This window comes from Pseudomonas sp. NPDC089752 (genome assembly GCF_044748725.1).
Lineage (GTDB): Bacteria > Pseudomonadota > Gammaproteobacteria > Pseudomonadales > Pseudomonadaceae > Aquipseudomonas.
In genome coordinates this window covers 36,149-57,545 of sequence record NZ_JBIVGP010000019.1, presented here as the reverse complement: position 1 = coordinate 57,545, position 21,397 = coordinate 36,149, and the positions used below count along the sequence as shown (strand labels likewise).

At 62.4% G+C, this 21,397-nt stretch carries 21 protein-coding genes, 1 other RNA gene and 1 pseudogene; 15 read left to right on the top strand and 8 right to left on the bottom strand.

All coding sequences use genetic code 11. The annotated features are described in order from the left end of the window. Window positions 1-79: 79 nt before the first annotated feature. Window positions 80-706: pseudogene (locus ACIPZF_RS23880) on the top strand (sterol desaturase family protein); the annotation flags it as partial. A gap of 501 nt (window positions 707-1,207) precedes the next feature. On the opposite strand, the gene ACIPZF_RS23875 reads toward ACIPZF_RS23880, so the two are convergent. Then, a complete protein-coding gene (locus tag ACIPZF_RS23875) occupies window positions 1,208-1,852 on the bottom strand; it encodes a DedA family protein (protein WP_400803973.1) in 645 nt (214 codons plus the stop codon). A 215-nt stretch (window positions 1,853-2,067) separates the two neighbouring features. Here ACIPZF_RS23875 and ppk1 point away from each other — a divergent pair, with 215 nt between their 5' ends. Continuing rightward, window positions 2,068-4,320, top strand: coding sequence for a polyphosphate kinase 1 (gene ppk1 / locus ACIPZF_RS23870; protein ID WP_400803971.1), 2,253 nt, complete (start codon window positions 2,068-2,070; stop codon window positions 4,318-4,320). On the opposite strand, the gene ppx is transcribed toward ppk1, so the two are convergent. After that, a complete protein-coding gene (ppx, locus tag ACIPZF_RS23865; RefSeq protein WP_400803969.1) occupies window positions 4,307-5,809 on the bottom strand; it encodes an exopolyphosphatase in 1,503 nt (500 codons plus the stop codon). The genes ppk1 and ppx overlap by 14 nt on opposite strands. Before the next feature lie 245 nt (window positions 5,810-6,054). Between ppx and trxA the strand changes: the two genes are divergently transcribed. The 5 genes from trxA to ACIPZF_RS23840 all read left to right on the top strand — a co-directional run bounded on the left by trxA (window position 6,055) and on the right by ACIPZF_RS23840 (window position 11,287). Beyond that, complete coding sequence (trxA, locus tag ACIPZF_RS23860; RefSeq protein ID WP_009684153.1) at window positions 6,055-6,384, top strand: thioredoxin TrxA; 330 nt, start codon at window positions 6,055-6,057, stop codon at window positions 6,382-6,384. Between the two features lie 228 nt (window positions 6,385-6,612). Continuing rightward, window positions 6,613-7,872, top strand: a complete 1,260-nt coding sequence (gene rho / locus ACIPZF_RS23855) for a transcription termination factor Rho (RefSeq protein WP_003253661.1) — start codon at window positions 6,613-6,615, stop codon at window positions 7,870-7,872. 204 nt (window positions 7,873-8,076) lie between these two features. Further along, on the top strand, window positions 8,077-9,543 hold the full coding sequence (gene ubiD / locus ACIPZF_RS23850; protein WP_400803966.1) for a 4-hydroxy-3-polyprenylbenzoate decarboxylase: 1,467 nt from the start codon (window positions 8,077-8,079) through the stop codon (window positions 9,541-9,543). Continuing rightward, on the top strand, window positions 9,543-10,511 hold the full coding sequence (locus ACIPZF_RS23845) for a CDP-6-deoxy-delta-3,4-glucoseen reductase (protein ID WP_400803963.1): 969 nt from the start codon (window positions 9,543-9,545) through the stop codon (window positions 10,509-10,511). Before ubiD ends, ACIPZF_RS23845 begins: the two co-directional genes overlap by 1 nt. A 125-nt stretch (window positions 10,512-10,636) precedes the next feature. Beyond that, window positions 10,637-11,287, top strand: a complete 651-nt coding sequence (locus ACIPZF_RS23840; protein WP_400803960.1) for a gamma-glutamylcyclotransferase — start codon at window positions 10,637-10,639, stop codon at window positions 11,285-11,287. A gap of 134 nt (window positions 11,288-11,421) precedes the next feature. Here ACIPZF_RS23840 and ACIPZF_RS23835 read toward each other — a convergent pair whose 3' ends face one another. Next, a complete protein-coding gene (locus tag ACIPZF_RS23835; RefSeq protein WP_400803957.1) occupies window positions 11,422-12,399 on the bottom strand; it encodes an NADPH:quinone oxidoreductase family protein in 978 nt (325 codons plus the stop codon). A gap of 157 nt (window positions 12,400-12,556) precedes the next feature. On the opposite strand from ACIPZF_RS23835, the gene ACIPZF_RS23830 reads away from it, so the two are divergent. Then, on the top strand, window positions 12,557-12,961 hold the full coding sequence (locus ACIPZF_RS23830) for a flagellar basal body-associated protein FliL (protein ID WP_400803955.1): 405 nt from the start codon (window positions 12,557-12,559) through the stop codon (window positions 12,959-12,961). 161 nt (window positions 12,962-13,122) lie between these two features. On the opposite strand, the gene ACIPZF_RS23825 is transcribed toward ACIPZF_RS23830, so the two are convergent. After that, window positions 13,123-13,575, bottom strand: coding sequence for an EVE domain-containing protein (locus ACIPZF_RS23825; protein WP_400804013.1), 453 nt, complete (start codon window positions 13,573-13,575; stop codon window positions 13,123-13,125). Window positions 13,576-13,753: 178 nt separating this feature from the next. On the opposite strand from ACIPZF_RS23825, the gene ACIPZF_RS23820 reads away from it, so the two are divergent. Next, the gene (locus ACIPZF_RS23820) at window positions 13,754-13,903 is read left to right on the top strand and encodes a hypothetical protein (protein ID WP_400803953.1); all 150 of its coding nucleotides are present in this window, start codon (window positions 13,754-13,756) and stop codon (window positions 13,901-13,903) included. Window positions 13,904-13,920: 17 nt separating this feature from the next. Here the strand turns inward: ACIPZF_RS23820 and ACIPZF_RS23815 are convergent, their stop codons facing one another. From ACIPZF_RS23815 to ACIPZF_RS23800, 4 genes are all read right to left on the bottom strand, one after another. After that, the gene (locus tag ACIPZF_RS23815) at window positions 13,921-14,529 is read right to left on the bottom strand and encodes a 5-formyltetrahydrofolate cyclo-ligase (RefSeq protein ID WP_400803950.1); all 609 of its coding nucleotides are present in this window, start codon (window positions 14,527-14,529) and stop codon (window positions 13,921-13,923) included. Between the two features lie 69 nt (window positions 14,530-14,598). Further along, window positions 14,599-14,778: non-coding RNA, 6S RNA (ssrS, locus tag ACIPZF_RS23810), on the bottom strand. A 17-nt stretch (window positions 14,779-14,795) separates the two neighbouring features. Next, on the bottom strand, window positions 14,796-15,116 hold the full coding sequence (locus ACIPZF_RS23805) for a cell division protein ZapA (RefSeq protein WP_400803947.1): 321 nt from the start codon (window positions 15,114-15,116) through the stop codon (window positions 14,796-14,798). Beyond that, the gene (locus ACIPZF_RS23800) at window positions 15,113-15,295 is read right to left on the bottom strand and encodes a TIGR02449 family protein (RefSeq protein ID WP_033693939.1); all 183 of its coding nucleotides are present in this window, start codon (window positions 15,293-15,295) and stop codon (window positions 15,113-15,115) included. Before ACIPZF_RS23800 ends, ACIPZF_RS23805 begins: the two co-directional genes overlap by 4 nt. 182 nt (window positions 15,296-15,477) lie before the next feature. On the opposite strand from ACIPZF_RS23800, the gene ACIPZF_RS23795 reads away from it, so the two are divergent. The 6 genes from ACIPZF_RS23795 (at window position 15,478) to ACIPZF_RS23770 (ending at window position 21,390) form a co-directional block, all read left to right on the top strand. Further along, window positions 15,478-16,032 (top strand): YecA family protein, encoded by a 555-nt coding sequence (locus ACIPZF_RS23795; RefSeq protein ID WP_400803945.1) that lies wholly within the window; start codon window positions 15,478-15,480, stop codon window positions 16,030-16,032. A gap of 22 nt (window positions 16,033-16,054) precedes the next feature. Then, window positions 16,055-17,389, top strand: coding sequence for a Xaa-Pro aminopeptidase (gene pepP / locus ACIPZF_RS23790; protein WP_400803942.1), 1,335 nt, complete (start codon window positions 16,055-16,057; stop codon window positions 17,387-17,389). Next, window positions 17,386-18,585 carry a 2-octaprenyl-6-methoxyphenyl hydroxylase gene (ubiH, locus tag ACIPZF_RS23785; RefSeq protein ID WP_400803939.1) on the top strand — a complete coding sequence of 400 codons (1,200 nt, stop codon included), beginning with the start codon at window positions 17,386-17,388 and terminating at the stop codon, window positions 18,583-18,585. Before pepP ends, ubiH begins: the two co-directional genes overlap by 4 nt. Further along, a complete protein-coding gene (locus ACIPZF_RS23780; RefSeq protein ID WP_400803936.1) occupies window positions 18,582-19,064 on the top strand; it encodes a DUF4442 domain-containing protein in 483 nt (160 codons plus the stop codon). The genes ubiH and ACIPZF_RS23780 overlap by 4 nt, the downstream gene beginning before the upstream one ends. A 9-nt stretch (window positions 19,065-19,073) precedes the next feature. Next, window positions 19,074-20,291 carry a 2-octaprenyl-3-methyl-6-methoxy-1,4-benzoquinol hydroxylase gene (locus ACIPZF_RS23775; protein ID WP_400804010.1) on the top strand — a complete coding sequence of 406 codons (1,218 nt, stop codon included), beginning with the start codon at window positions 19,074-19,076 and terminating at the stop codon, window positions 20,289-20,291. A 97-nt stretch (window positions 20,292-20,388) separates the two neighbouring features. Next, complete coding sequence (locus tag ACIPZF_RS23770; RefSeq protein WP_400803934.1) at window positions 20,389-21,390, top strand: extracellular solute-binding protein; 1,002 nt, start codon at window positions 20,389-20,391, stop codon at window positions 21,388-21,390. The last annotated feature ends 7 nt before the right edge of the window (window positions 21,391-21,397 follow it).

The window sequence follows — 21,397 nt, the reverse complement described above, 5'->3', positions numbered from 1 at the left end:
TCTAGTTTGGCAGATGTGGCCATAGGGATTGCTCGGGGCGCATCCTAATCTCTGTGGATACCCTTCGAGGCTGCTGTCCATGGACCTGATACTGCTGGCCGTGCCATTTTTCTTCGTGTTGATCGCGGTTGAACTGGTCGCCGACCGCATGCGCGGCCAGCGTAATTTCACCCTGGCCGACTCGATCAACAGCCTCAGCACCGGCGTGCTGTCCACCAGTACCGGGTTGCTGACCAAAGGGGTAGGGCTGCTGACCTATGCGTTGGCCTGGGAGCACCTGGCGCTGCTGCATTTGCCGGAGCAGGCCGTATGGGTGTGGCTGCTGGCCTTCGTGCTCTACGACTTCTGCTACTACTGGCTGCACCGCCTTGGCCACGAGCGCAACGTGCTGTGGGCGGCGCATTCGGTGCACCACCAGAGCGAGGAATACAACCTCACCACCGCACTGCGCCAGACCAGCAGCGGCTTCATCTTCTCGTGGATCTTCTACCTGCCGCTGGCGCTGATCGGTGTACCGCCTCTGGTGTTCATCACCGTGGCGTCGCTCAATCTGCTGTACCAGTTCTGGGTGCACACCCGGCACATTCCCAAGTTGGGCTGGCTCGAATGGGTGTTGATCACGCCGTCCAACCATCGCGTCCACCATGCGCAAAATCCTGCTTACTTGGATCGTAACTACGGCGGTGTGTTCATTCTCTGGGATCGCCTGTTCGGTACGTTCAAGGAAGAGGATCCGGCGGAACCTGTGGTATTTGGTGTGACGACGCCGCTGGCCAGCTGGAACCCGCTGTGGGCCAACCTGCAGTTCTATGCCCAACTCTGGGCCGATGCCCGGCACACCGGCAGCCTGTGGGACAAGCTGCGTATCTGGTTCATGCCCACCGGTTGGCGGCCGGCCGACGTGGCCGCACGTTATCCACAGGCCAAGCAGAACCTGGCCCAGTTCCGCAAATTCGAAATCGCGCTTGGGCGAGCGCCGCAGGTTTACGTGGTGCTGCAGTTCGCCGTTTACGTGGCGTTGGGCAGTTACTTGATGGATGTGGCCGAGCACGTGCCGACTGCAGCCCTTGTGCTGGGCTGGTCGGTGATGGCGCTGGGGTTGTTCGCCTTGGGTGCGGCCTTGGAGAATCGGCCGTGGGCAGGGCGCCTGGAAGTGGCACGCCTGCTGCTGAATGCGCCGGCCCTGTATCTGGCTGGCGCGCTGGGCTTAGGGGTGGTTACGCCGTTGGTCTGGCTCTTGCTCGTGCTTTACAGCCTGCTCAGCCTCTGGGGCCTGGCTCTCTGCCGCCGCCTTGCGCTCCGCGCGCATCGTGCGAAAGCGCCGGCGCAGCCACAGCAGGGCACCAAGCAGCAGCAAGCCGCCGAGCACCCATAGCTCGTATTTCTTCACATTGCCGAGCATGCCTTCGAGAATGGCGCCAAAGTGGTACGCGGCAGCGCCCAGCGCCAAGGCCCAGACGGCCGCGCCAATACCGTTGAGCAGCAAGTAGCGGCGCGGAGGGTAGCCGGACAGGCCGATGGCCACGGGCATGACCGTGCGCAGGCCGTAGACGAAGCGGAAGCTCAGCACCCAGATGTCCGGGTGGCGGCGGATATGCTCCAGTGCGCGGTCGCCCATGGCTTGCCAACGGGGTTTGCGCGCCAGGATCTTGCGCCCATGACGGCGGCCCATGAAGTACCACAGCTGGTCGCCGGCGTAGCTGCCAAAAAATGCCACGACCACCACCAGACTGATGTCCATGTAGCCGCGAAACGCAAGAAACCCTGCAAGCACCAGGATGGTCTCGCCTTCGAAGAAGGTGCCTAGAAAAAGGGCAAAGTAGCCGAAATCCTGCAGGAATTGTTGAAGCATTTTCTGAGGTGCTGGCGAAATGAACGCGCAGCCTACCCCTTCGCGCGCATTCGTGAAAGTGTCCAAATGTGTCTCGACGTGAACATTTCCTACAAGGACAATGGCTTTGCCCCCATGCAGCGTCTTGCGCCTGACTGTCACACAGGCGTCATAATGGCTGCTTATCGTCCCGCTCAATAGATGATAGGGCGTTAACGTCCTCCAGGAACGTCCAGATGAATAATGAAGTGCTTACACCTGTCGTGATCAAGGATGCCGAGGCTGTCCCCGAAGAGCTGGTGCAGACCCCGCCGGATCTGCCTGAACTGCCGGAGCCAGCGGTTTCGGAGCCCGTAGCCGAAGCTGCCGCGCCGGCCCCCGTTGCAACCGCCGCGCCGGCCATCGCCGCCACGAGCCTGGACGACAGCAGCCTGTACATTCATCGCGAGCTGTCGCAGCTGCAGTTCAACATTCGCGTGCTGGAGCAGGCACTGGACGAGTCGTACCCGCTGCTCGAACGCCTGAAATTCCTGCTGATCTTCTCCAGCAACCTGGACGAATTCTTCGAAATCCGCGTGGCGGGCCTGAAGAAGCAGATCAACTTCGCCCGTGAGCAGGCTGGCGCCGACGGCCTGCAGCCGCACCAGGCGCTGGCGCGCATCAGCGAGCTGGTGCACATCGAAGTGGACCGCCAGTACGCGATTCTCAACGACGTGCTGCTGCCCGAGCTTGAGAAGCACGCGATCCGTTTCATCCGCCGCCGTTACTGGACACCCAAGCTCAAGACCTGGGTTCGCCGCTTCTTCCGCGACGAGATCGCGCCAATCATCACCCCGATCGGCCTCGACCCGACGCACCCGTTCCCGCTGCTGGTGAACAAGAGCCTCAACTTCATCGTCGAACTCGAAGGCGTCGACGCCTTCGGCCGCGACTCGGGCCTGGCGATCATCCCGGCGCCGCGCCTGTTGCCGCGGGTCATCCGCGTGCCGGAAGAGGTCGGTGGTGCGGGCGACAATTACGTGTTCCTGTCGTCGATGATCCACGCCCATGCCGACGACCTGTTCCAGGGCATGAAGGTCAAGGGCTGCTACCAGTTCCGCCTGACCCGTAACGCCGACCTGGCGCTGGATTCCGAAGAGGTCGACGACCTGGCCCGTGCTCTGCGCGGCGAGCTGTTCTCGCGCCGCTACGGCGATGCCGTGCGCCTCGAAGTGGCCGACACCTGCCCGAAACACCTGTCCGACTACCTGCTCAAGCAGTTCAGCCTGAGCGAGAACGAGCTGTACCAGGTCAACGGCCCGGTCAACCTGACCCGCCTGTTCAGCATTACCGGCCTCGACAGCCATCCAGAGCTGCAGTACACGCCGTTCACCCCAGCGATTCCCAAGCTGCTGACCAATGCCGAGAACATCTTCAGCGTGATCAGCAAGCAGGACATCCTGCTCATGCACCCATTCGAGTCCTTTACCCCAGTGGTCGACCTGCTGCGCCAGGCAGCCAAGGACCCGCACGTGCTTGCCGTGCGCCAGACCCTGTACCGCTCCGGGGCCAACTCGGAAATCGTCGACGCCCTGGTCGACGCGGCGCGAAACGGCAAAGAGGTCACTGCGGTGATCGAATTGCGTGCGCGTTTCGACGAAGAGTCCAACCTGCAGATGGCCAGCCGCCTGCAGGCCGCCGGTGCGGTTGTGATCTACGGCGTGGTCGGTTTCAAGACCCACGCCAAGATGATGCTTATCCTGCGCCGCGAGCAGGGCGAAATCGTCCGCTACGCGCACTTGGGTACCGGTAACTACCACGCCGGCAACGCCCGTCTGTACACCGACTACAGCCTGCTGACCTCCGACGACGCACTGACCGAAGACGTCGGCAAGCTGTTCAGCCAGTTGATCGGCATGGGCAAGACCTTGCGCATGAAAAAACTGCTGCACGCGCCGTTCACCCTGAAAAAGGGCATGCTCGACATGATCGCGCGTGAAACCCAGTTCGCCCTCGAAGGCAAGCCTGCGCACATCATCGCCAAGTTCAACTCGCTGACCGACGCCAAGGTCATCAAGGCGCTGTACAAGGCCAGCCAGTCGGGCGTGAAGATCGACCTGGTAGTGCGTGGCATGTGCTGCCTGCGCCCAGGGATTCCAGGGGTGTCGCACAACATTCAGGTGCGCTCGATCATCGGCCGCTTCCTCGAGCACACCCGGGTGTTCTACTTCCTCAATGGCGGCGAAGAGCAGATCTACCTGTCCAGCGCCGACTGGATGGAGCGCAACCTCGACAAGCGTGTCGAGACCTGCTTCCCGGTGGAGGGCAAGAAGCTGTTGCTGCGGGTCAAGAAGGAGCTGGAAGGCTACCTGACCGACAACACCCATGCCTGGACGCTGCAGCCTGACGGGCGCTACGTGCGCAGCAGCCCGACCGGCAACCAGAACCCGCGCAGTGCCCAGGCGACCCTGCTGGAGCGCCTGAGCAACCCGGTCCTCAACGTACGCTGAGGATGAAGTTGACCCGGGCCAGCCACTCCGCCTCATTGGCGAAGTCGGCCTGGGTCAGCTGGTTCTGCTCCAGCCAGCCCTGAGGGAAGACGACGTCGAGGCTGTTGTCGCCGGCTTCGAGTTGCACCTGCGGCATCTGCTGAGTGCCGCGGATGTGGTGGAAGAGGATGGCGAAGCGCAGCAATACGCACAGGCGCAGCAGTTTCACGCCTTCATCGCCCAGTTCGGCGAATTTCTCTTTGGGGATGTTGCGGCGGTGGCCGCGTACCAGCAGGGCCATCATCTGCTGGTCTTCACGCGAAAAGCCCGACAGGTCGGAGTGCTCGATCAGGTAGGCGCCATGTTTATGGTAGTGATAGTGGGCAATGTCCAGGCCGACTTCATGGATTTTTGCGGCCCAGCCCAGTAGATCGCGCCAGTTTCCATTTTCCAGATCCCACGCCTTGGCTACTTGGTCGAAGGCATGCAGCGCCTTGCGCTCGACACGCGCAGCCTGGCCCTGGTCGACGTGGTAACGCTCCATCAACGAATTCAGGGTACGCTCGCGCACGTCTTCATGGTGATGGCGGCCTAGCAGGTCGAACAACACGCCTTCACGCAGGGCGCCATCGCAGTGGTCCATGCGCTGCAGTTCCAACGCGTCGAAGATGGCTTCGAGAATCGCCATGCCGGCTGGGAAAATGGTACGACGGTCTGGTTTGACGCCTTCGAAGTCGATCTTGTCGACCTCGCCGAGCTTGAACATCTTGCGTTTGACCCAGGCCAGGCCTTCGGCATTGACCTCGCCGTTGCCCAAACCGCTGGACTTGATCGCGGCGCCGATGGCGCGGATGGTCCCCGACGAGCCGATGGCTTCGTCCCAGGTCAGGCGGTGCAAGGCGTTTTCAATGCTCATCAGCTCCAGGCGCGCGGCGGTGTAAGCCTGGGCGTAGCGCGCCGGGGTGATCTTGCCGTCGCGGAAATAACGTTGAGTGAAGCTGACGCAGCCCATTTGCAGGCTCTCGCGCAGCAGCGGCTCGAAGCGCTGGCCGATGATGAACTCGGTGCTGCCGCCGCCGATGTCGGCGACCAGGCGTTTGCCGGGAGTGTCGGCCAGGGTGTGCGAGACACCCAGGTAGATCAGGCGCGCTTCTTCACGGCCGGAAATCACTTCGACCGGATGGCCGAGGATGGCTTCGGCGCGCAGGATGAATTCGTTACGGTTGCGCGCTTCGCGCAGGGCATTGGTGCCAACGATACGCACGGCACCGGCCGGCATGCCGTTGATCAACTGGGCGAAGCGCTTGAGGCATTCAAGGCCTCGCACCATGGCTTCTTCGCTGAGCATGCGCGCTTCGTCGATGCCTGCGGCCAGCTGAACCTTCTCGCCGAGGCGCTCCAGAATGCGTATCTCGGTATGGTGAGCCTTGGCCACGACCATGTGGAAACTGTTGGAGCCGAGGTCGATGGCGGCGATCAGGGACAGGTTCTTCGCGGAGGTATGCGGCATGATCTGAGGGTTCTCGGTCGTTAACCTGGCAATCGTGCCACGTTCCTCGGCTGTCGCCAACGCGCGGCATGCCAAGGGTTGATGCAAGGCAATGTGCCATTCGATGCTATGACACTTGTGTGACAGTTTCGATTCGTGGCGTCTTGCACAACTATAGTTACACTCAATCGTGCGTGACTTCCTGTAGGCAGCCTCTGCGGCTATCATGGGCCACGTTTTTTTGCTTACGACCCCTGGAGATATCCATGAGCAGCGATCTGATCAAACACGTCACCGACGCCACCTTCGAGGCCGAAGTCCTGCAAGCCCAAGGCCCGGTGCTGGTTGATTACTGGGCTGAATGGTGCGGCCCATGCAAGATGATCGCGCCAGTCCTGGACGACATCGCTTCCACTTACGAGGGCAAACTGACCGTCGCCAAGCTGAACATCGACGACAACCAGGAAACCCCAGCCAAGCACGGCGTGCGTGGCATCCCGACGCTGATGCTGTTCAAGAACGGCAACGTCGAGGCCACCAAGGTCGGCGCACTGTCCAAATCGCAGCTGGCCGCGTTCCTCGACGCCCACCTGTGATGTGGAAAAGCCCCGGAAATCCCGGGGCTTTTTCTTTTGCAACCCACTAGACGTCGAAAAAAGCAAGTGTTACATTCGGCCTCGCACTGCTTCTCCAGTGCCCCCTGCACGCCGTCGCCGACGCACTCCTAATTAGAATCAGTGCGCGATCCTATCGCCTTCTAGCGGCGCGGCTTCATTAAGCCAGAGCTTAATCCTCCCTTCTTACATGATTACCTCACTCCCCTTATGAACCTGACTGAACTCAAGCAAAAGCCGATTACCGATCTGCTGGAAATGGCCGAACAGATGGGCATCGAAAACATGGCCCGTTCGCGCAAACAGGACGTGATTTTCGCCCTGCTGAAGAAGCACGCGAAAAGCGGCGAAGAGATCTCGGGTGACGGCGTGCTGGAGATTCTCCAGGATGGTTTCGGTTTCCTGCGTTCGGCTGATGCGTCCTACCTGGCCGGCCCCGACGACATCTACGTCTCGCCCAGCCAGATCCGCCGCTTCAACCTGCGCACCGGCGACACCATCGTCGGCAAGATCCGCCCGCCGAAGGAAGGGGAGCGTTACTTCGCCCTGCTGAAGGTCGACACGATCAACTTCGATCGCCCGGAAAACGCGAAGAACAAGATCCTGTTCGAAAACCTGACGCCGCTGTTCCCGAACAAGCGCCTGAAGATGGAAGCCGGTAACGGTTCCACCGAAGACCTGACCGGCCGCGTCATCGACCTGTGCGCCCCGATCGGCAAAGGCCAGCGCGGCCTGATCGTCGCCCCGCCGAAAGCGGGTAAAACGATCATGCTGCAGAACATCGCGGCGAACATTACCCGGAACAACCCCGAGTGCCACCTGATCGTTCTGCTGATCGACGAGCGCCCGGAAGAAGTGACCGAAATGCAGCGCACCGTGCGCGGCGAAGTGGTCGCCTCGACCTTCGACGAGCCGCCAACCCGCCACGTGCAGGTTGCCGAGATGGTCATCGAGAAGGCCAAGCGCCTGGTCGAGCACAAGAAGGACGTGGTCATTCTGCTCGACTCCATCACCCGTCTGGCGCGTGCCTACAACACCGTGATCCCGAGCTCCGGCAAGGTGTTGACCGGTGGTGTCGACGCCCACGCCCTGGAGAAGCCGAAGCGCTTCTTCGGCGCCGCGCGTAACATCGAGGAAGGCGGTTCGCTGACCATCATCGCCACCGCGCTGGTCGAAACCGGCTCGAAGATGGACGAAGTGATCTACGAAGAGTTCAAGGGTACCGGCAACATGGAGCTGCCCCTGGACCGTCGCATCGCTGAAAAGCGCGTGTTCCCGGCCATCAACATCAACCGCTCCGGCACTCGCCGCGAAGAGCTGCTGACCGCCGACGACGAACTCCAGCGCATGTGGATCCTGCGCAAGCTGCTGCACCCGATGGACGAAATCGCCGCCATCGAGTTCCTGGTCGACAAGCTCAAGCAGACCAAGACCAACGACGAGTTCTTCCTGTCGATGAAGCGCAAGTAAGCGTTTCACTCTGGCATTGTTGGGGCCGCTTCGCGCCCCTTCGCGGGGCAAGCCCGCTCCCACAGGTTTCATGCAATCCTTGTGGGAGCGGGCTTGCCCCGCGAAGGGGCGCCCAGCGGCCCCAAGTCATTTTTGCCCCAAACAAATCCCGATCAGCGCTACACTCTGCACCCCCGACCGATACGGCCAACACGAGGCTCATGCATGCAGTATCGCGATTTGCGCGACTTCATCCGCGGCCTGGAGCAGCGCGGCGAACTCAAGCGCATCCAGGTTCCGATCTCTCCCGTTCTGGAAATGACCGAGGTCTGTGACCGCACCCTGCGTGCCAAGGGCCCGGCCTTGCTGTTCGAAAAGCCCACGGGCTTCGACATTCCGGTACTTGGCAACCTGTTTGGCACGCCAGAGCGCGTTGCGATGGGCATGGGCGCCGAATCGGTCGATGAGCTGCGCGAGATCGGCAAGCTGCTGGCCTTCCTCAAGGAGCCAGAGCCGCCGAAAGGCCTGAAGGATGCCTGGTCGAAGCTGCCGATTTTCAAGAAGGTCGTATCGATGGCGCCGAAGGTGGTCAAGGACGCGGTGTGCCAGGAAGTGGTCGTCGAAGGCGACGACGTCGACCTCGGCCAGCTACCGATCCAGCACTGCTGGCCGGGCGACGTGGCGCCGCTGATCACCTGGGGCCTGACCGTGACGCGCGGGCCGAACAAGGACCGCCAGAATCTGGGCATTTATCGCCAGCAGGTCATTGGTCGCAACAAGGTGATCATGCGCTGGCTGAGCCACCGTGGCGGTGCACTGGACTATCGCGAATGGTGCGAAAAGGACCCCGGCCAACCGTTCCCGGTCGCCGTGGCGCTGGGCGCCGACCCTGCAACCATCCTCGGTGCCGTGACGCCGGTGCCTGATACCCTGTCCGAATACGCCTTCGCCGGCCTCTTGCGCGGCAACCGCACCGAGCTGGTCAAGTGCCGTGGCAGCAACCTGCAGGTGCCAGCGACTGCCGAGATCATCCTCGAAGGTGTGATCCACCCAGGGGAAATGGCGCCGGAAGGTCCGTATGGCGACCATACCGGTTACTACAATGAAGTGGACAGCTTCCCTGTGTTCACTGTCGAGCGCATCACTCACCGGCAAAAGCCGATCTACCACAGCACCTACACCGGCCGGCCGCCAGATGAGCCAGCGATCCTCGGCGTGGCGCTGAACGAAGTGTTCGTGCCGATCCTGCAGAAGCAGTTCCCGGAGATCGTCGACTTCTACCTGCCGCCGGAAGGCTGCTCGTACCGCATGGCCGTAGTGACCATGAAGAAGCAGTACCCAGGCCATGCCAAGCGCGTGATGCTGGGTGTGTGGTCGTTCCTGCGGCAGTTCATGTACACCAAATTCGTTATCGTCACCGACGACGACATCAACGCCCGCGACTGGAATGACGTGATCTGGGCCATCACCACGCGCATGGACCCCAAGCGTGATACGGTGATGATCGACAACACGCCGATCGACTACCTGGACTTCGCGTCGCCGGTATCGGGGCTGGGGTCGAAGATGGGCCTGGATGCCACGCACAAGTGGCCGGGCGAGACGACACGCGAATGGGGCCGGGTCATCGTCAAGGACGAGGCCGTCACCCGCCGCATCGATGAGCTGTGGGATCAGTTGGGAATAGATTGATGCAGGTAACGTTGCAGCCGTCCGGGGCGGTGCTGGCGCTCGAACCCGGGGAACGGATCCTGGATGGAGCGCGGCGGCTGGGCTATGACTGCCCGAACAGCTGCCGCAATGGCAACTGCCATGTCTGCGCCGCATTGTTGGTCGAAGGTCGCGTTCGCCAGAACGGTGAGGTGCGCGACCATGGCGAGCTGTTCACTTGCATCGCCGAACCCCTGGAGGACTGCGTTTTGCTCTGGGATGGTGTGCTGGCCCTGGGCGAGCTGCCAGTGCGCAAGCTGGCATGCACCGTCAGTGAGTGCGTCGACGTCGGCGGCGATGTCTGGCGAGTGCGCCTGCGCGCGCCAGCCGGCAAGCCGCCGCGCTATCACGCCGGGCAGTACTTGATGATCGAGCGCGAGGGCGGCAAGCCGGCAGCCTTCTCGCTGGCGTCCGCGCCCCATGGTGGGCGGGACCTGGAGCTGCACGTGCTGGCGCGTGAGGCCAGTGCCCTGCAGTTGCTCGATCAACTGCGGCGCAGCGGTCTGGCGCGGATCGAGATGCCGTTCGGCGACACCCACCTGGCCGAGTTGCCAGACGGGCCGCTGGTGCTGATCGCTGCGGGTACCGGCATGGGGCAGATGCACAGCCTGGTCGAGCATTGCCGCGCGCAGGGCTTTAAACACCCGGTGCACTTGTACTGGGGCGTGCGCCGTCCTGAAGACTTCTATGCCATCGAACACTGGGACGAATGGGAGCGACTGCCCAACCTGTTCCTGCACAAGGTGGTCAGCGACCTGTGTGGCTGGGAGGGCCGTTGCGGCATGCTGCACGAGGCCGTGTGCGAAGACGTGAAGGACCTCAACACCGTGCATGTCTATGCCAGCGGTTCGCCCAACATGGTCTATGCCACACTCGACGCCTTGGTCGAGGCCGGCATGGATGCGCATCGCATGCGTGCCGATGTGTTTGCCTATGCACCGCGTGGTTAATAACCTGAGTTCCACTTAGTGGTTATAAGGCGGTAATTAAATACCGCCTTCGCTGACAACTTTCACTACACTTTGGACAATGCTTTCCTCACCTCGGAAGTTAACAGAAATTTTGGCGGCAGCTCATGTCGGCACTTGAAAGTAGCTCCTGGAAAAGTTCTTATCCTCCGGCGCTCGACTTTGGCCAGCAACTGACCCGCGAGCAATTGTTCCACTCCATGCGAACGACCATGTCTCGTCATGCAGGTGGACCGGTTTGGCTGTTCGCCTATGGTTCGTTGATCTGGCGCCCCGAGTGCAATTCGGTTGAACGCCAGCGCGCCCGCGTGCACGGCTATCACCGTGGGCTCTACCTGTGGTCCCACGAGCACCGTGGCACGCCGGAAACTCCGGGCTTGGTGTTTGGCCTCGACCGTGGAGGATCGTGCAGCGGTTTTGCCTATCGCCTGGATGAAAGCGGCCTGGACGATTCACTGATGGCTTTGTGGCAGCGGGAAATGCCGTATCCGGCGTATCGTCCGCATTGGCTCAGTTGCCGGTTGGGCGATGGCAGCAAGGTTCAGGCCCTGGGTTTTGTGCTGGAGCGGCACTTGCCGTGTTACGCCGGTAACTTGCCGGACACCTTGCTCAGTCAGATTCTTGCCAGTGCCAAAGGACGGTATGGCACCACCCGCGAGTATGTCGAACAGACGTTGAATGCGCTGCGCAATCATCAGATGCCGGATCGCAACTTAGAGGCGCGCTTCAGGCGGTGCCATAACCTGCGCGAGGTTTGAGTCGCTTGTACCGGCCTCTTCGCGGGGCAAGCCCGCTCCCACAGGTACCCCACTGCCCTCAGGCCTGGTGGGGTGCCTGTGGGAGCGGGCTTGACCCGCGAAAGGGTCGGTTCAGTCAATACATTTGGAATGCCTTACTTTGTCAGCACTACCAACTTACCCACAGCCTTTCGCTGCCCGAGCTGCTCAATCGCAGCCCCAGCCTCGGCCAGTGGATAAGTTTGCGACACCAGCGGTTTGAGCTTACCTTCGGCATGCCAGGCAAACAGCTGTCGGAAATTGGCCGCGTTGTCCTCCGGCTGGCGCTGGGCAAATGCCCCCCAGAACACCCCCAGTACCGCCGCCCCTTTGAGCAGCACCAGGTTCGCAGCCATCTGTGGAATGCTGCCACTGGCGAAGCCGACCACCAGCAACCGGCCATTCCAGGCAAGCCCACGTACAGCCTGGTCGAACAGTTCGCCGCCGACCGGGTCGTAGATCACATCCACCCCCTGGCCGCCGGTCAGGCGCTTGATCTCGTCCTTGAGGCTGGCCTGGCTGTAGTCGATCAGCTCGTCAGCCCCCGCAGCCTTGGCCACGGCAAGTTTCTCGGCGCTGCTTGCCGCAGCGATCACTTTGGCGCCCAATGCCTTGCCGATCTCCACCGCGGCCAGGCCGACACCCCCGGATGCACCGAGCACCAGCAGGGTTTCCCCGGGTTGCAACTGGCCGCGCTGTTTGAGCGCGTGCATCGAGGTGCCGTAGGTCATGCCAAACGCGGCGGCGGTGGTGAAGTCCATGCTGTCGGGGATGGGCAGCACGTTGTAGAACGGCACGGCCACCTGCTCGGCGAACGCGCCCCAACCGGTCAGGGCCATAACCCGATCACCGACCTTGAACGCGCCAGCGCGCTCACCGACCGCGGCGACCACGCCCGCCGCCTCGCCACCCGGCGAAAACGGCAGCGGCGGCTGGAACTGGTATTTGCCTTCGATGATCAAGGTGTCAGGGAAGTTAACCCCGGCCGCCTGCACGTCGAGCAGAATCTCGTTCTTCTTCGGCGCCGGGCTGGCCACCTCTTCCAGCACCAGGTCGCGTGCCGGGCCCAGGGTTTTGCACAACACAGCTTTCATCGGGGCTATTCCTTTGCGGGTCGTGGCCGATAAGTGTAGGAGGGCCGCCTGCCGGGTCAACGAGCATGGCCGCTCCTGATGGGCTGGCATAAGCCGGGGCTTGGGTTTGAGCGAACTGCTGGGTAAGCTGGCGCCAATTGTTTTGAGGAGCGAATTCGTGAAAGCGTGGATCTTGATGGTGCTGGCCCTGATGCTGCCAGCGGCGGCCATGGCCGAAGAAGCCAAGGAAGGAGCCCCCAAGGTCTCCTACATCAGCCTGAGCCCACCCTTCGTTGGCAACTACGCTCTCGACGGTGGCCCCAAGCTGCGCGTCTATAAAGCCGACGTTGCCCTGCGCGTGACTGGCGATGAAGCCGCCAAGGCGGTGAAGCACCACGAACCATTGATTCGCAACCAGCTGGTGGCGCTGTTCACCCAGCAGGGTGTGGATAACCTGAGCAACGTCGAGGCCAAAGAGGCATTGCGTCAGCAAGCGCTGAAGCAGGTGCAGCAGGTGATGGAAGCGGAAGAAGGCAAGCCGATTGTTGAGGATCTGCTGTTCAATAACTTGATTGTGCAGTAATCAGCGGTGCATTAACCGCGGCAACTGTTATGCTCCGATTTTTGAAGTTGCCTATAACTCTGTGGGAGCGGGCTTGCCCGCGAACACGGGCGTAGCCCGTGCCATCCACCGTAGCGCCTGCTTCGCGGGCAAGCCCGCTCCCACAGTGGATGCCTGTAGCCTCAACGAGCAAGTGCAATAATCGCCTGCCACTGCTCTTCGGTCACCGGCATCACCGACAGCCGTGTCCCTTTCTGCACCAGCGGCAATTCCACCAACGCGCTTTGCTGCTTGAGCAATCCCAAACCCAGCACCTGCCTGAACGTCTTCACGTGCGCCACATCCACCGCGCTCCACGGGTTCTTGTCCGCAGTGGCCTTGGCGTCATGGTAATGGCTCTCCGGGTCCAGGGCTGTCGGGTCCGGGTACGCCGCCGCAGTGAGGCGGGCGATGCCGGCAATGCCGGGTTGCGGGCAGCTGGAGTGGTAAAAGAAAAACTCATCGCCCACGCTCATGGCGCGCAGAAAATTGCGCGCCTGATAGTTACGAACGCCATCCCAGCGTGCCTCGCCCAATCGATTCAAGTCTTCGATCGACAGCTCGTCGGGCTCGGATTTCATCAGCCAATAGGCCATGAATGCTGCTCCTGAAAAGGTTTGAAATAACCTGATGCACCAAACCGACAGTCGGTTGGCGTCAACGTTTGCGTGCAAGCTCAGGTTGTCGGAAAATGCGCCGATTTTAACGCTATACGCTCTGGCGACACCAAGAAGGTCGTGGAGCATGAACTGTATGCCTGGGGGGCATTCTTCGATGAATCAACGTAAACCGGACCTGCTCTGGGTTCTGGTCTTCATCTTCGGACTGGGTGTGGTCACCACTGGTTATGCTCAGGGTATCTGGGAGCGTAAGCTCGATACCGCGTACCAGACGCCCGTCGACGCCGCTCAGCCGCATCGCTGATCCCCGGTTGGCGCCGTTCAATTTGGCGCCAAGTACCAGCCACGGTCCGAGACCGTGCCCTGCAGTGGTACATCCCAACTGGCCTGCGCCAGTCGTTCGACCTTCTGGCACTCATGGGCCAGCCCCAGCAGCAGTGGTTTTTTCCAGGTTTTGCGGCGTGCCTGGTAGGCCAGGCTGCGGTCATAGAAGCCACCGCCCATGCCGAGTCGCCCGCCCACTTCATCAAACCCCACCAGCGGCAGCAGAATCAGGTCCAGCGACCAGATCGGACGCTGGCGCCTGCGGTCGGCCAAGGGTTCTGGAATCCGAAAGCGGTTACGCTTGAGCTTTTCACCCCGTTCAAAACGCTGGAACACCATGCGCGTGCGCGGCCAGGCATGCAGCACTGGCAAGTAAACCTGCTTGCCCCGGCGCTGGGCCTCGCGCAGCAGCAGGCGCGGGTCGATTTCACCGTCGTTGGGCAGGTACAGGGCAATATGCCGGGCGCGGCGGAACAGCGGGTTCTGCGCCAGTTGTCGATACAGGCCCAAAGTGGCCTGACGTTGCTGGGCGGGCGTGAGTGCGCGGCGGGCATTGCGTAGCAGGCGACGAAGCTGGGGGCGGGTGAGCGGCGCGGTGTCGGTCATGGCACAGGCGTTCCCAGTTGTCGCTAAAGGTGTGGTATCTGCCCGCGATGGTGGCAGGCAAAGAAAATGAGGCTCCCCGATAAGACCGCTATCGGTGTAGCCCTTGAACCCGAAAGTTCAAGGTGGAGATTGCAGGGGGCGTTAAGGCTTTCCGTCGGGCGGACATGCACACCGGCCCCAGCGTGCAACCCCCGTGGTTGTGCGTATCGGCTCAGGGACATAACCGACTGGCGCATCCCCCAGGGAGTGGCGCCAGTATACCAATCTCAGCCGTTTTTGGTACCCGCGTCGTCGGACAAAGCCACATCGACACGCTCGAGCAGGTCACGCACCTGTTCGCGGGTGGCGCCACCGGCGGGGGCGTCGGTGCGATCTTCCTGGCGGTGCAGCATCTCGTGGGTGATGTTCAAAGCTGCCATCACCGCAATGCGGTCGGCGCCGATCACCTTGCCGCTGCTGCGGATCTCGCGCATCTTGCCGTCCAGGTAGCGTGCGGCGCTGACCAGGTTGTTGCGTTCTTCCGGCGGGCAGATGATCGAGTATTCCTTGTCCAGGATCTGCACGGTGACGCTATTGCTTGAACTCATGAGTCTTGCTCCAGGGCCTTGAGGCGTAAGATCATCGACTCGACCTTGCGCCTGGCGATCTCGTTCTTTTCGATGAGGTGGGCGCGCTCTTCGCGCCAGGATTTTTCCTGAGCTACTAGGAGTGCATTTTGCCGCTTTAGTTGCTCGACACGTTCGATCAGCAACTCGAACCGGCTCATCAATGCTTGCAGGTCGTTCTCTTGCGTGGGTTGCACTCGATTCGCTCCGTCATTGAATCACCCGACGATGATGCCTCTCCCTGAGCGGTGGCGGCCAGTGCCGATGGTCTTGGCGCGCCTGCCGGTGCTAGGATACAAGGTCTCCATTCTAGTCAAATGCGCCGTCTGGCGCCTAGCCGACCATGCCTAATACCCAATCGCCTTACATCGCCTTCGCCATGCTGCTCTCGAGCAATGGCCATCCTGTCACTCCTGCCGAGCTGCATGGCTTGCTGGTCGGGCGCAGCTGCGCCGGCGCCGGCTTCGATGCCGAAGCCTGGCTGGCCGACGCCGCCCAACTGCTGGAAACCGAACCCGGTGACACTGTCCGCAATGCCCTGATCGGCCTGCAAGAGATGGTCAAGGGCGAGCTGAACAGCGAAGACATGGCCATCGTCCTGCTGCTGCCAACCGATGACGCCGCGCTGGCCGATCGTGCTGCGGCACTGGGCCAGTGGTGCCAAGGCTTTATCACAGGCTTTGGCCTGAACGCAGGTGGCAAGGACCTTTCCGCCGAGGCCAAGGATGTCCTGAACGATCTGGTTGCCATTTCCCAGGTGCAGGAAGCCCTCGAAGAATCCGAAGACGGTGAAAGCGACTACATGGAAGTCATGGAATACCTGCGTGTGGCGCCGCTGTTGCTGTTCTCCGAGCTGGCCAAGCCGGCAGCACCCGCGTCCAAGCCATCGCTGCACTGATCAACCGGGGGTAGTTCTGCCCATGAGCCACATACCCAAGGCCGAGTATGCCCGTCGGCGCAAGGCGCTGATGGCGCAGATGGTCCCCAACAGCATTGCCATCCTGCCGGCTGCCGCGGTCGCCATCCGCAACCGCGATGTCGAGCACGTTTACCGCCAGGACAGCGATTTCCAGTACCTCAGCGGCTTCCCCGAGCCCGAGGCGGTGATCGCGCTGATCCCCGGGCGCGAGCATGGCGAGTACGTGCTGTTCTGCCGCGAGCGCAACCCTGAGCGCGAGCAGTGGGATGGCCTGCGTGCCGGCCAGGAAGGCGCGATCCGTGACTTCGGCGCGGACGATGCCTTCCCGATCACCGACATCGACGAGATCCTGCCCGGCCTGATCGAAGGCCGTGAGCGGGTCTACAGCGCCATGGGCAGCAACCCCGAATTCGACCGCCGGCTGATGGACTGGATCAACGTGATCCGCTCCAAGGCGCGCCTCGGCGCCCAGCCGCCGAACGAGTTCGTTGCGCTGGATCATCTGCTGCACGACATGCGCCTGTATAAATCGGCGGCAGAAGTGAAAGTGATGCGCGTTGCCGCAGATATTTCTGCACGCGCCCATGTGCGGGCCATGCAGGCCTGCCGGGCGGGGCTGCACGAATACAGCCTGGAAGCCGAGCTGGACTACGAATTCCGTAAAGGCGGGGCGAAAATGCCCGCCTACGGCTCGATCGTCGCTGCGGGGCGAAATGGCTGCATCCTGCACTATCAGGAGAACGATGCGCCGCTCAAGGACGGTGACCTGGTGCTGATCGACGCCGGCTGCGAAATCGACTGCTATGCCAGCGATATCACCCGTACCTTCCCGGTCAGCGGGCGTTTTTCGCCTGAGCAGAAGGCCATCTACGAGCTGGTGCTCAAGGCCCAGGCCGCTGCGTTCGCCGAAATCGCCCCCGGCAAGCACTGGAACCACGCCCATGAAGCCACCGTGCGGGTGATCACCGAGGGCCTGGTCGAGCTCGGGCTGCTCAAAGGCGAGGTGCAGGCGTTGATCGACAACGAAGCCCACCGCGCTTTCTACATGCACCGCGCCGGCCACTGGTTGGGCATGGATGTGCACGATGTGGGCGAATACAAGGTGGGCGGCGAGTGGCGTGTACTGGAACCTGGCATGGCGCTGACCGTCGAGCCGGGTATCTACATTGCCGCCGATAACCAGAATGTCGCGAAGAAATGGCGCGGCATCGGCGTAAGAATCGAGGACGACGTGGTGGTGACCAAGCAGGGTTGTGAAATTCTGACCTCGGGTGTGCCCCGCACGGTCGCCGAGATCGAGGCGCTGATGCAGGCGGCACGTAAGGACGCGGCATGAACCGCGTGAATCTGGCGATCATCGGCGGCGGCCTGGTCGGCGCCAGCCTGGCCCTGGCCCTGCAGGCGGGTGCCAAGGCGCGTGGCTGGAAGATCCTGCTGATCGAGCCATTCGCCCCAGGCGACAGTTTCCAGCCCAGCTACGATGCGCGCTCCTCAGCGTTGTCGTTCGGTACCCGGCAGATTTATCAGCACCTGGGCCTGTGGCCAACCATCAGCCCGCGCGCCGAGCCGATCCGGCAGATTCAGGTGTCCGACCGTGGGCGCTTCGGCTCCACCCGCCTGGATGCAGGTGAAGAAGGCGTGCCGGCGTTGGGCTACGTGGTCGAGAATGCCTGGCTCGGCCAGTGCCTGTGGCAGGGCCTGGACAGTGAAGTGGTGAGCTGGCGTTGCCCCGCCGAAGTCAAAGCGATGCAGGCGATTGCCGGTGGCTACCGTCTGCAGCTGGACGACGACACCAGCCTGGAATGCGACCTGGCGATACTGGCCGACGGCGGCCGCTCCGGGTTGCGTGAACAACTGGGCATCCATGTGCGCCGCACGCCCTATGAGCAGAGCGCGCTGATCGCCAACATTACGCCGGGCGAAGCCCATTGCGGGCAGGCCTTCGAACGCTTTACCGAGCAAGGCCCAATGGCGTTGCTGCCGCTGCCTGATAACCGCTGCGCGCTGGTCTGGACCCGTCAAGGCATGGACGCCAAGCGTCTGGCCGAAATCGACGAACGCAGCTTCCTGCGCGAGTTGCAGGACGCCTTCGGCTACCGCCTCGGCGCCTTGCGCCAGGTCGGCGCACGGCACCTGTATCCGCTGGCGCTGGTCGAGGCCGAAGAGCAAGTGCGCCCGCACCTGGTGGTGCTGGGCAATGCCGCGCATAGCCTGCATCCCATTGCCGGGCAGGGTTTCAACCTGTCCCTGCGGGATGTTCAGTCGCTGGCCGACGCGTTATTGGCTGGCCCGCAACATCCAGGTGATCTGGCGACTTTGCAGGCGTATCAGCAGCGCCAGCGCCTCGACCAGGCCCTGACCATCGGCTTCTCCGACCAGGTCACCCGCCTGTTCGGCAGCAACCAGCCTTTGATCACGACAGGTCGCAACCTTGGCCTGCTCGGGCTCGACCTGCTGCCACCGGCCAAAAGCTGGTTCGCCCGCCAGGCCATGGGCCTGGGCACCCGCCCCGATTCGCGGGGCCAGGCATGAGCAACCCGCGCCGGCTGGCGCGACGGGCACGCATGCTGCGCTGGCTGCTGAACCTCTACCCGCCGTACCTTGGCGCCGGTATCCGCATCCAGCACATCAGCCCGGACATGCGCAGCGTCAAGGTGCGCATGAAACTGACCCGCTGGAACCGCAACTACGTCGGCACCCAGTTCGGTGGCAGCCTGTATTCCATGGTCGATCCGTTCTACATGCTGTTGTTGATCGAGCAGCTTGGCCGTGAGTACATCGTCTGGGACAAGGCTGCCAGCATCGACTTCATCTCGCCGGGCAAAGGCCCGGTATATGCCGAATTCCACCTTGATGACGCGCTGCTGGACGAAATTCGCCTCCAGACCGCCAGCGGCAAGAAATACCTGCCCCGTTTGCAGGTCGATATCCGCGACGGTGCCGGCGAGTTGGTGGCGCGGGTCGATAAAACCCTATACGTGCGGCTCAAGCCGCAAGCGAGGCAGGCGTAAGGCATGGAAATGCGCGCAGATCTGTTGATTGTCGGTGCCGGTATGGTCGGCAGCGCCCTGGCCCTGGCATTGCGCCACAGCGGCCTGGAAGTTCTCCTGCTCGACGGTGGTCCGCTGTCGGTGAAACCCTTCGATGACCAGGCACCCTTCGAGCCGCGGGTCAGTGCCCTGTCGGCCGCCAGCCAACGCATTCTCGAACGCCTGGGCGCCTGGGAAGGCATTGCCAAGCGGCGCGTATCGCCGTACTCGGACATGCATGTCTGGGACGGCAGCGGTACTGGGCAGATTCACTTTTCCGCAGCCAGCGTGCACGCGCAGGTGCTCGGCCATATCGTCGAAAATCGTGTGGTGCAGGATGCCCTGATAGAGCGCCTGCACGACAGTGACATCGGCCTGCTGCCCAATGCCCGCCTGGAACAGATGCGCCGCTCGGGCGACGAGTGGCTGCTGACCCTGGCCGACGGCCGGCGCCTGCGGGCACCGTTGGTGGTGGCGGCCGACGGCGCCAATTCGGCGGTGCGGCGCCTTACCGGTTGCCAGACCCGTGAGTGGGACTACCTGCACCACGCCATTGTCACCAGTGTGCGCTGCAGCGCGGCGCATCAGGCCACCGCCTGGCAGCGGTTCACTGACGAAGGGCCGCTGGCCTTCCTGCCGCTGACCCGTGACGGCCAACAGGACTGGTGCTCGATCGTCTGGTCGACCACGCCGGAGCATGCCGAGCAGCTCATGGGGCTGGAGGATCATGCCTTCCTCAAGGCCCTGGAGCGCGCCTTCGAGGGGCGTTTGGGCGAGGTGCTGGAGGCAGATCCGCGGGTTTGCGTGCCGCTGCGCCAGCGCCACGCCAAGCGCTATGTGGACGAGGGGCTGGCGCTGATCGGCGATGCCGCACACACCATCCACCCGTTGGCCGGGCAGGGCGTGAACCTGGGCTTTCTCGATGCGGCGGTGCTGGCTGAAGTGCTGGTGAATGCCTGTGAGCGCGGGGAGCGGTTGGCGGATGAAAAGGTACTCAGCCGCTACGAGCGCCGACGCATGCCCCACAACCTCGCGCTGATGGCGGCGATGGAGGGCTTCGAGCGGCTGTTCCAGGCAAACCCGCTGCCGCTGCGCTGGTTGCGCAACAGTGGGCTGAAAATGGTCGAAAAGCTGCCAGAAGCCAAGGCGCTGTTCGTGCGCCAGGCGTTGGGGCTGACGGGTGATCTGCCGGACTTGGCCAAGCCTTGAGGGTTCTTTGCAACATCCGGTAACTGCTGGGTGGATGAGCCGTAAAATGGGATTCACTACCATTTACGCCTTTCATACGATCCGAGGAGTGCTTTCCATGTTGCCACGCAAGCCCCTACTGGCCGCTCTGGCCTTGACCCTGTTCGGCGGCACGGCCCAGGCGGCGGACGAAGTGGTAGTGTACTCCTCGCGCATCGACGAGCTGATCAAGCCAGTGTTCGATGCTTACACCGCCAAGACCGGGGTCAAGATCAAGTTCATCACCGACAAGGAAGCCCCGCTGATGCAGCGCATCAAGGCCGAGGGCGAGAACGGTGTGGCCGACCTGCTGCTGACCGTCGATGCTGGCAACCTCTGGCAGGCCGAGCAGATGGGGATCCTGCAGCCGATCAAGTCGGACATCATCGACCAGAACATCCCGCCGCAATACCGCGCTTCGTCCCATGACTGGACCGGCCTGAGCCTGCGCGCACGGACCATCATCTACTCCACCGAGCGGGTCAAGCCGGCGGAGCTCAGCACTTACGAAGCCCTCGCCGACAAGAACTGGGAAGGCCGCTTGTGCCTGCGCACGGCCAAAAAGGTCTACAACCAGTCGCTGACGGCCACGCTGATCGAGACCCACGGCGAAGCGAAGACCGAGCAGATCGTCAAAGGCTGGGTGAACAACCTGTCCACCGACGTGTTCTCCGATGACAATGCGGTAATCCAGGCCGTCGCGGCTGGCCAGTGTGATGTGGGTGTGGTCAACACCTATTACTACGGCCGTCTGCACAAGCAGAACCCGAACCTGCCGGTGAAGATCTTCTGGCCCAACCAGAGCGACCGAGGGGTGCACGTCAACCTGTCGGGCATCGGTCTGACCAAGCATGCACCGCATCCGGAGGCCGCCAAGAAGCTGGTGGAATGGATGACCGGCGATGAGGCGCAGAAGCTGTTCGCCGACATCAACCAGGAGTTCCCGGCCAACCCGAAGGTCAAGCCTTCGGACGAAGTCGCGGCCTGGGGCAGCTTCAAGGCTGACAGCATTGCAGTTGAAGTGGCCGGCAAGCGCCAGGCCGAGGCCATTCGCCTGATGGATCGGGCTGGCTGGAACTGAGGTATCC

Bases quoted from the DNA above. Each gene is read 5' to 3' on its own strand.
- ACIPZF_RS23875 (WP_400803973.1), bottom strand. From the start codon at position 1,852: ATGCTTCAACAATTCCTGCAGGATTTCGGCTACTTTGCCCTTTTTCTA.
- ppk1 (WP_400803971.1), top strand. From the start codon at position 2,068: ATGAATAATGAAGTGCTTACACCTGTCGTGATCAAGGATGCCGAGGCT.
- ppx (WP_400803969.1), bottom strand. From the start codon at position 5,809: ATGCCGCATACCTCCGCGAAGAACCTGTCCCTGATCGCCGCCATCGAC.
- trxA (WP_009684153.1), top strand. From the start codon at position 6,055: ATGAGCAGCGATCTGATCAAACACGTCACCGACGCCACCTTCGAGGCC.
- rho (WP_003253661.1), top strand. From the start codon at position 6,613: ATGAACCTGACTGAACTCAAGCAAAAGCCGATTACCGATCTGCTGGAA.
- ubiD (WP_400803966.1), top strand. From the start codon at position 8,077: ATGCAGTATCGCGATTTGCGCGACTTCATCCGCGGCCTGGAGCAGCGC.
- ACIPZF_RS23845 (WP_400803963.1), top strand. From the start codon at position 9,543: ATGCAGGTAACGTTGCAGCCGTCCGGGGCGGTGCTGGCGCTCGAACCC.
- ACIPZF_RS23840 (WP_400803960.1), top strand. From the start codon at position 10,637: ATGTCGGCACTTGAAAGTAGCTCCTGGAAAAGTTCTTATCCTCCGGCG.
- ACIPZF_RS23835 (WP_400803957.1), bottom strand. From the start codon at position 12,399: ATGAAAGCTGTGTTGTGCAAAACCCTGGGCCCGGCACGCGACCTGGTG.
- ACIPZF_RS23825 (WP_400804013.1), bottom strand. From the start codon at position 13,575: ATGGCCTATTGGCTGATGAAATCCGAGCCCGACGAGCTGTCGATCGAA.
- ACIPZF_RS23820 (WP_400803953.1), top strand. From the start codon at position 13,754: ATGAATCAACGTAAACCGGACCTGCTCTGGGTTCTGGTCTTCATCTTC.
- ACIPZF_RS23815 (WP_400803950.1), bottom strand. From the start codon at position 14,529: ATGACCGACACCGCGCCGCTCACCCGCCCCCAGCTTCGTCGCCTGCTA.
- ACIPZF_RS23805 (WP_400803947.1), bottom strand. From the start codon at position 15,116: ATGAGTTCAAGCAATAGCGTCACCGTGCAGATCCTGGACAAGGAATAC.
- ACIPZF_RS23800 (WP_033693939.1), bottom strand. From the start codon at position 15,295: ATGAGCCGGTTCGAGTTGCTGATCGAACGTGTCGAGCAACTAAAGCGG.
- ACIPZF_RS23795 (WP_400803945.1), top strand. From the start codon at position 15,478: ATGCCTAATACCCAATCGCCTTACATCGCCTTCGCCATGCTGCTCTCG.
- pepP (WP_400803942.1), top strand. From the start codon at position 16,055: ATGAGCCACATACCCAAGGCCGAGTATGCCCGTCGGCGCAAGGCGCTG.
- ubiH (WP_400803939.1), top strand. From the start codon at position 17,386: ATGAACCGCGTGAATCTGGCGATCATCGGCGGCGGCCTGGTCGGCGCC.
- ACIPZF_RS23780 (WP_400803936.1), top strand. From the start codon at position 18,582: ATGAGCAACCCGCGCCGGCTGGCGCGACGGGCACGCATGCTGCGCTGG.
- ACIPZF_RS23775 (WP_400804010.1), top strand. From the start codon at position 19,074: ATGCGCGCAGATCTGTTGATTGTCGGTGCCGGTATGGTCGGCAGCGCC.
- ACIPZF_RS23770 (WP_400803934.1), top strand. From the start codon at position 20,389: ATGTTGCCACGCAAGCCCCTACTGGCCGCTCTGGCCTTGACCCTGTTC.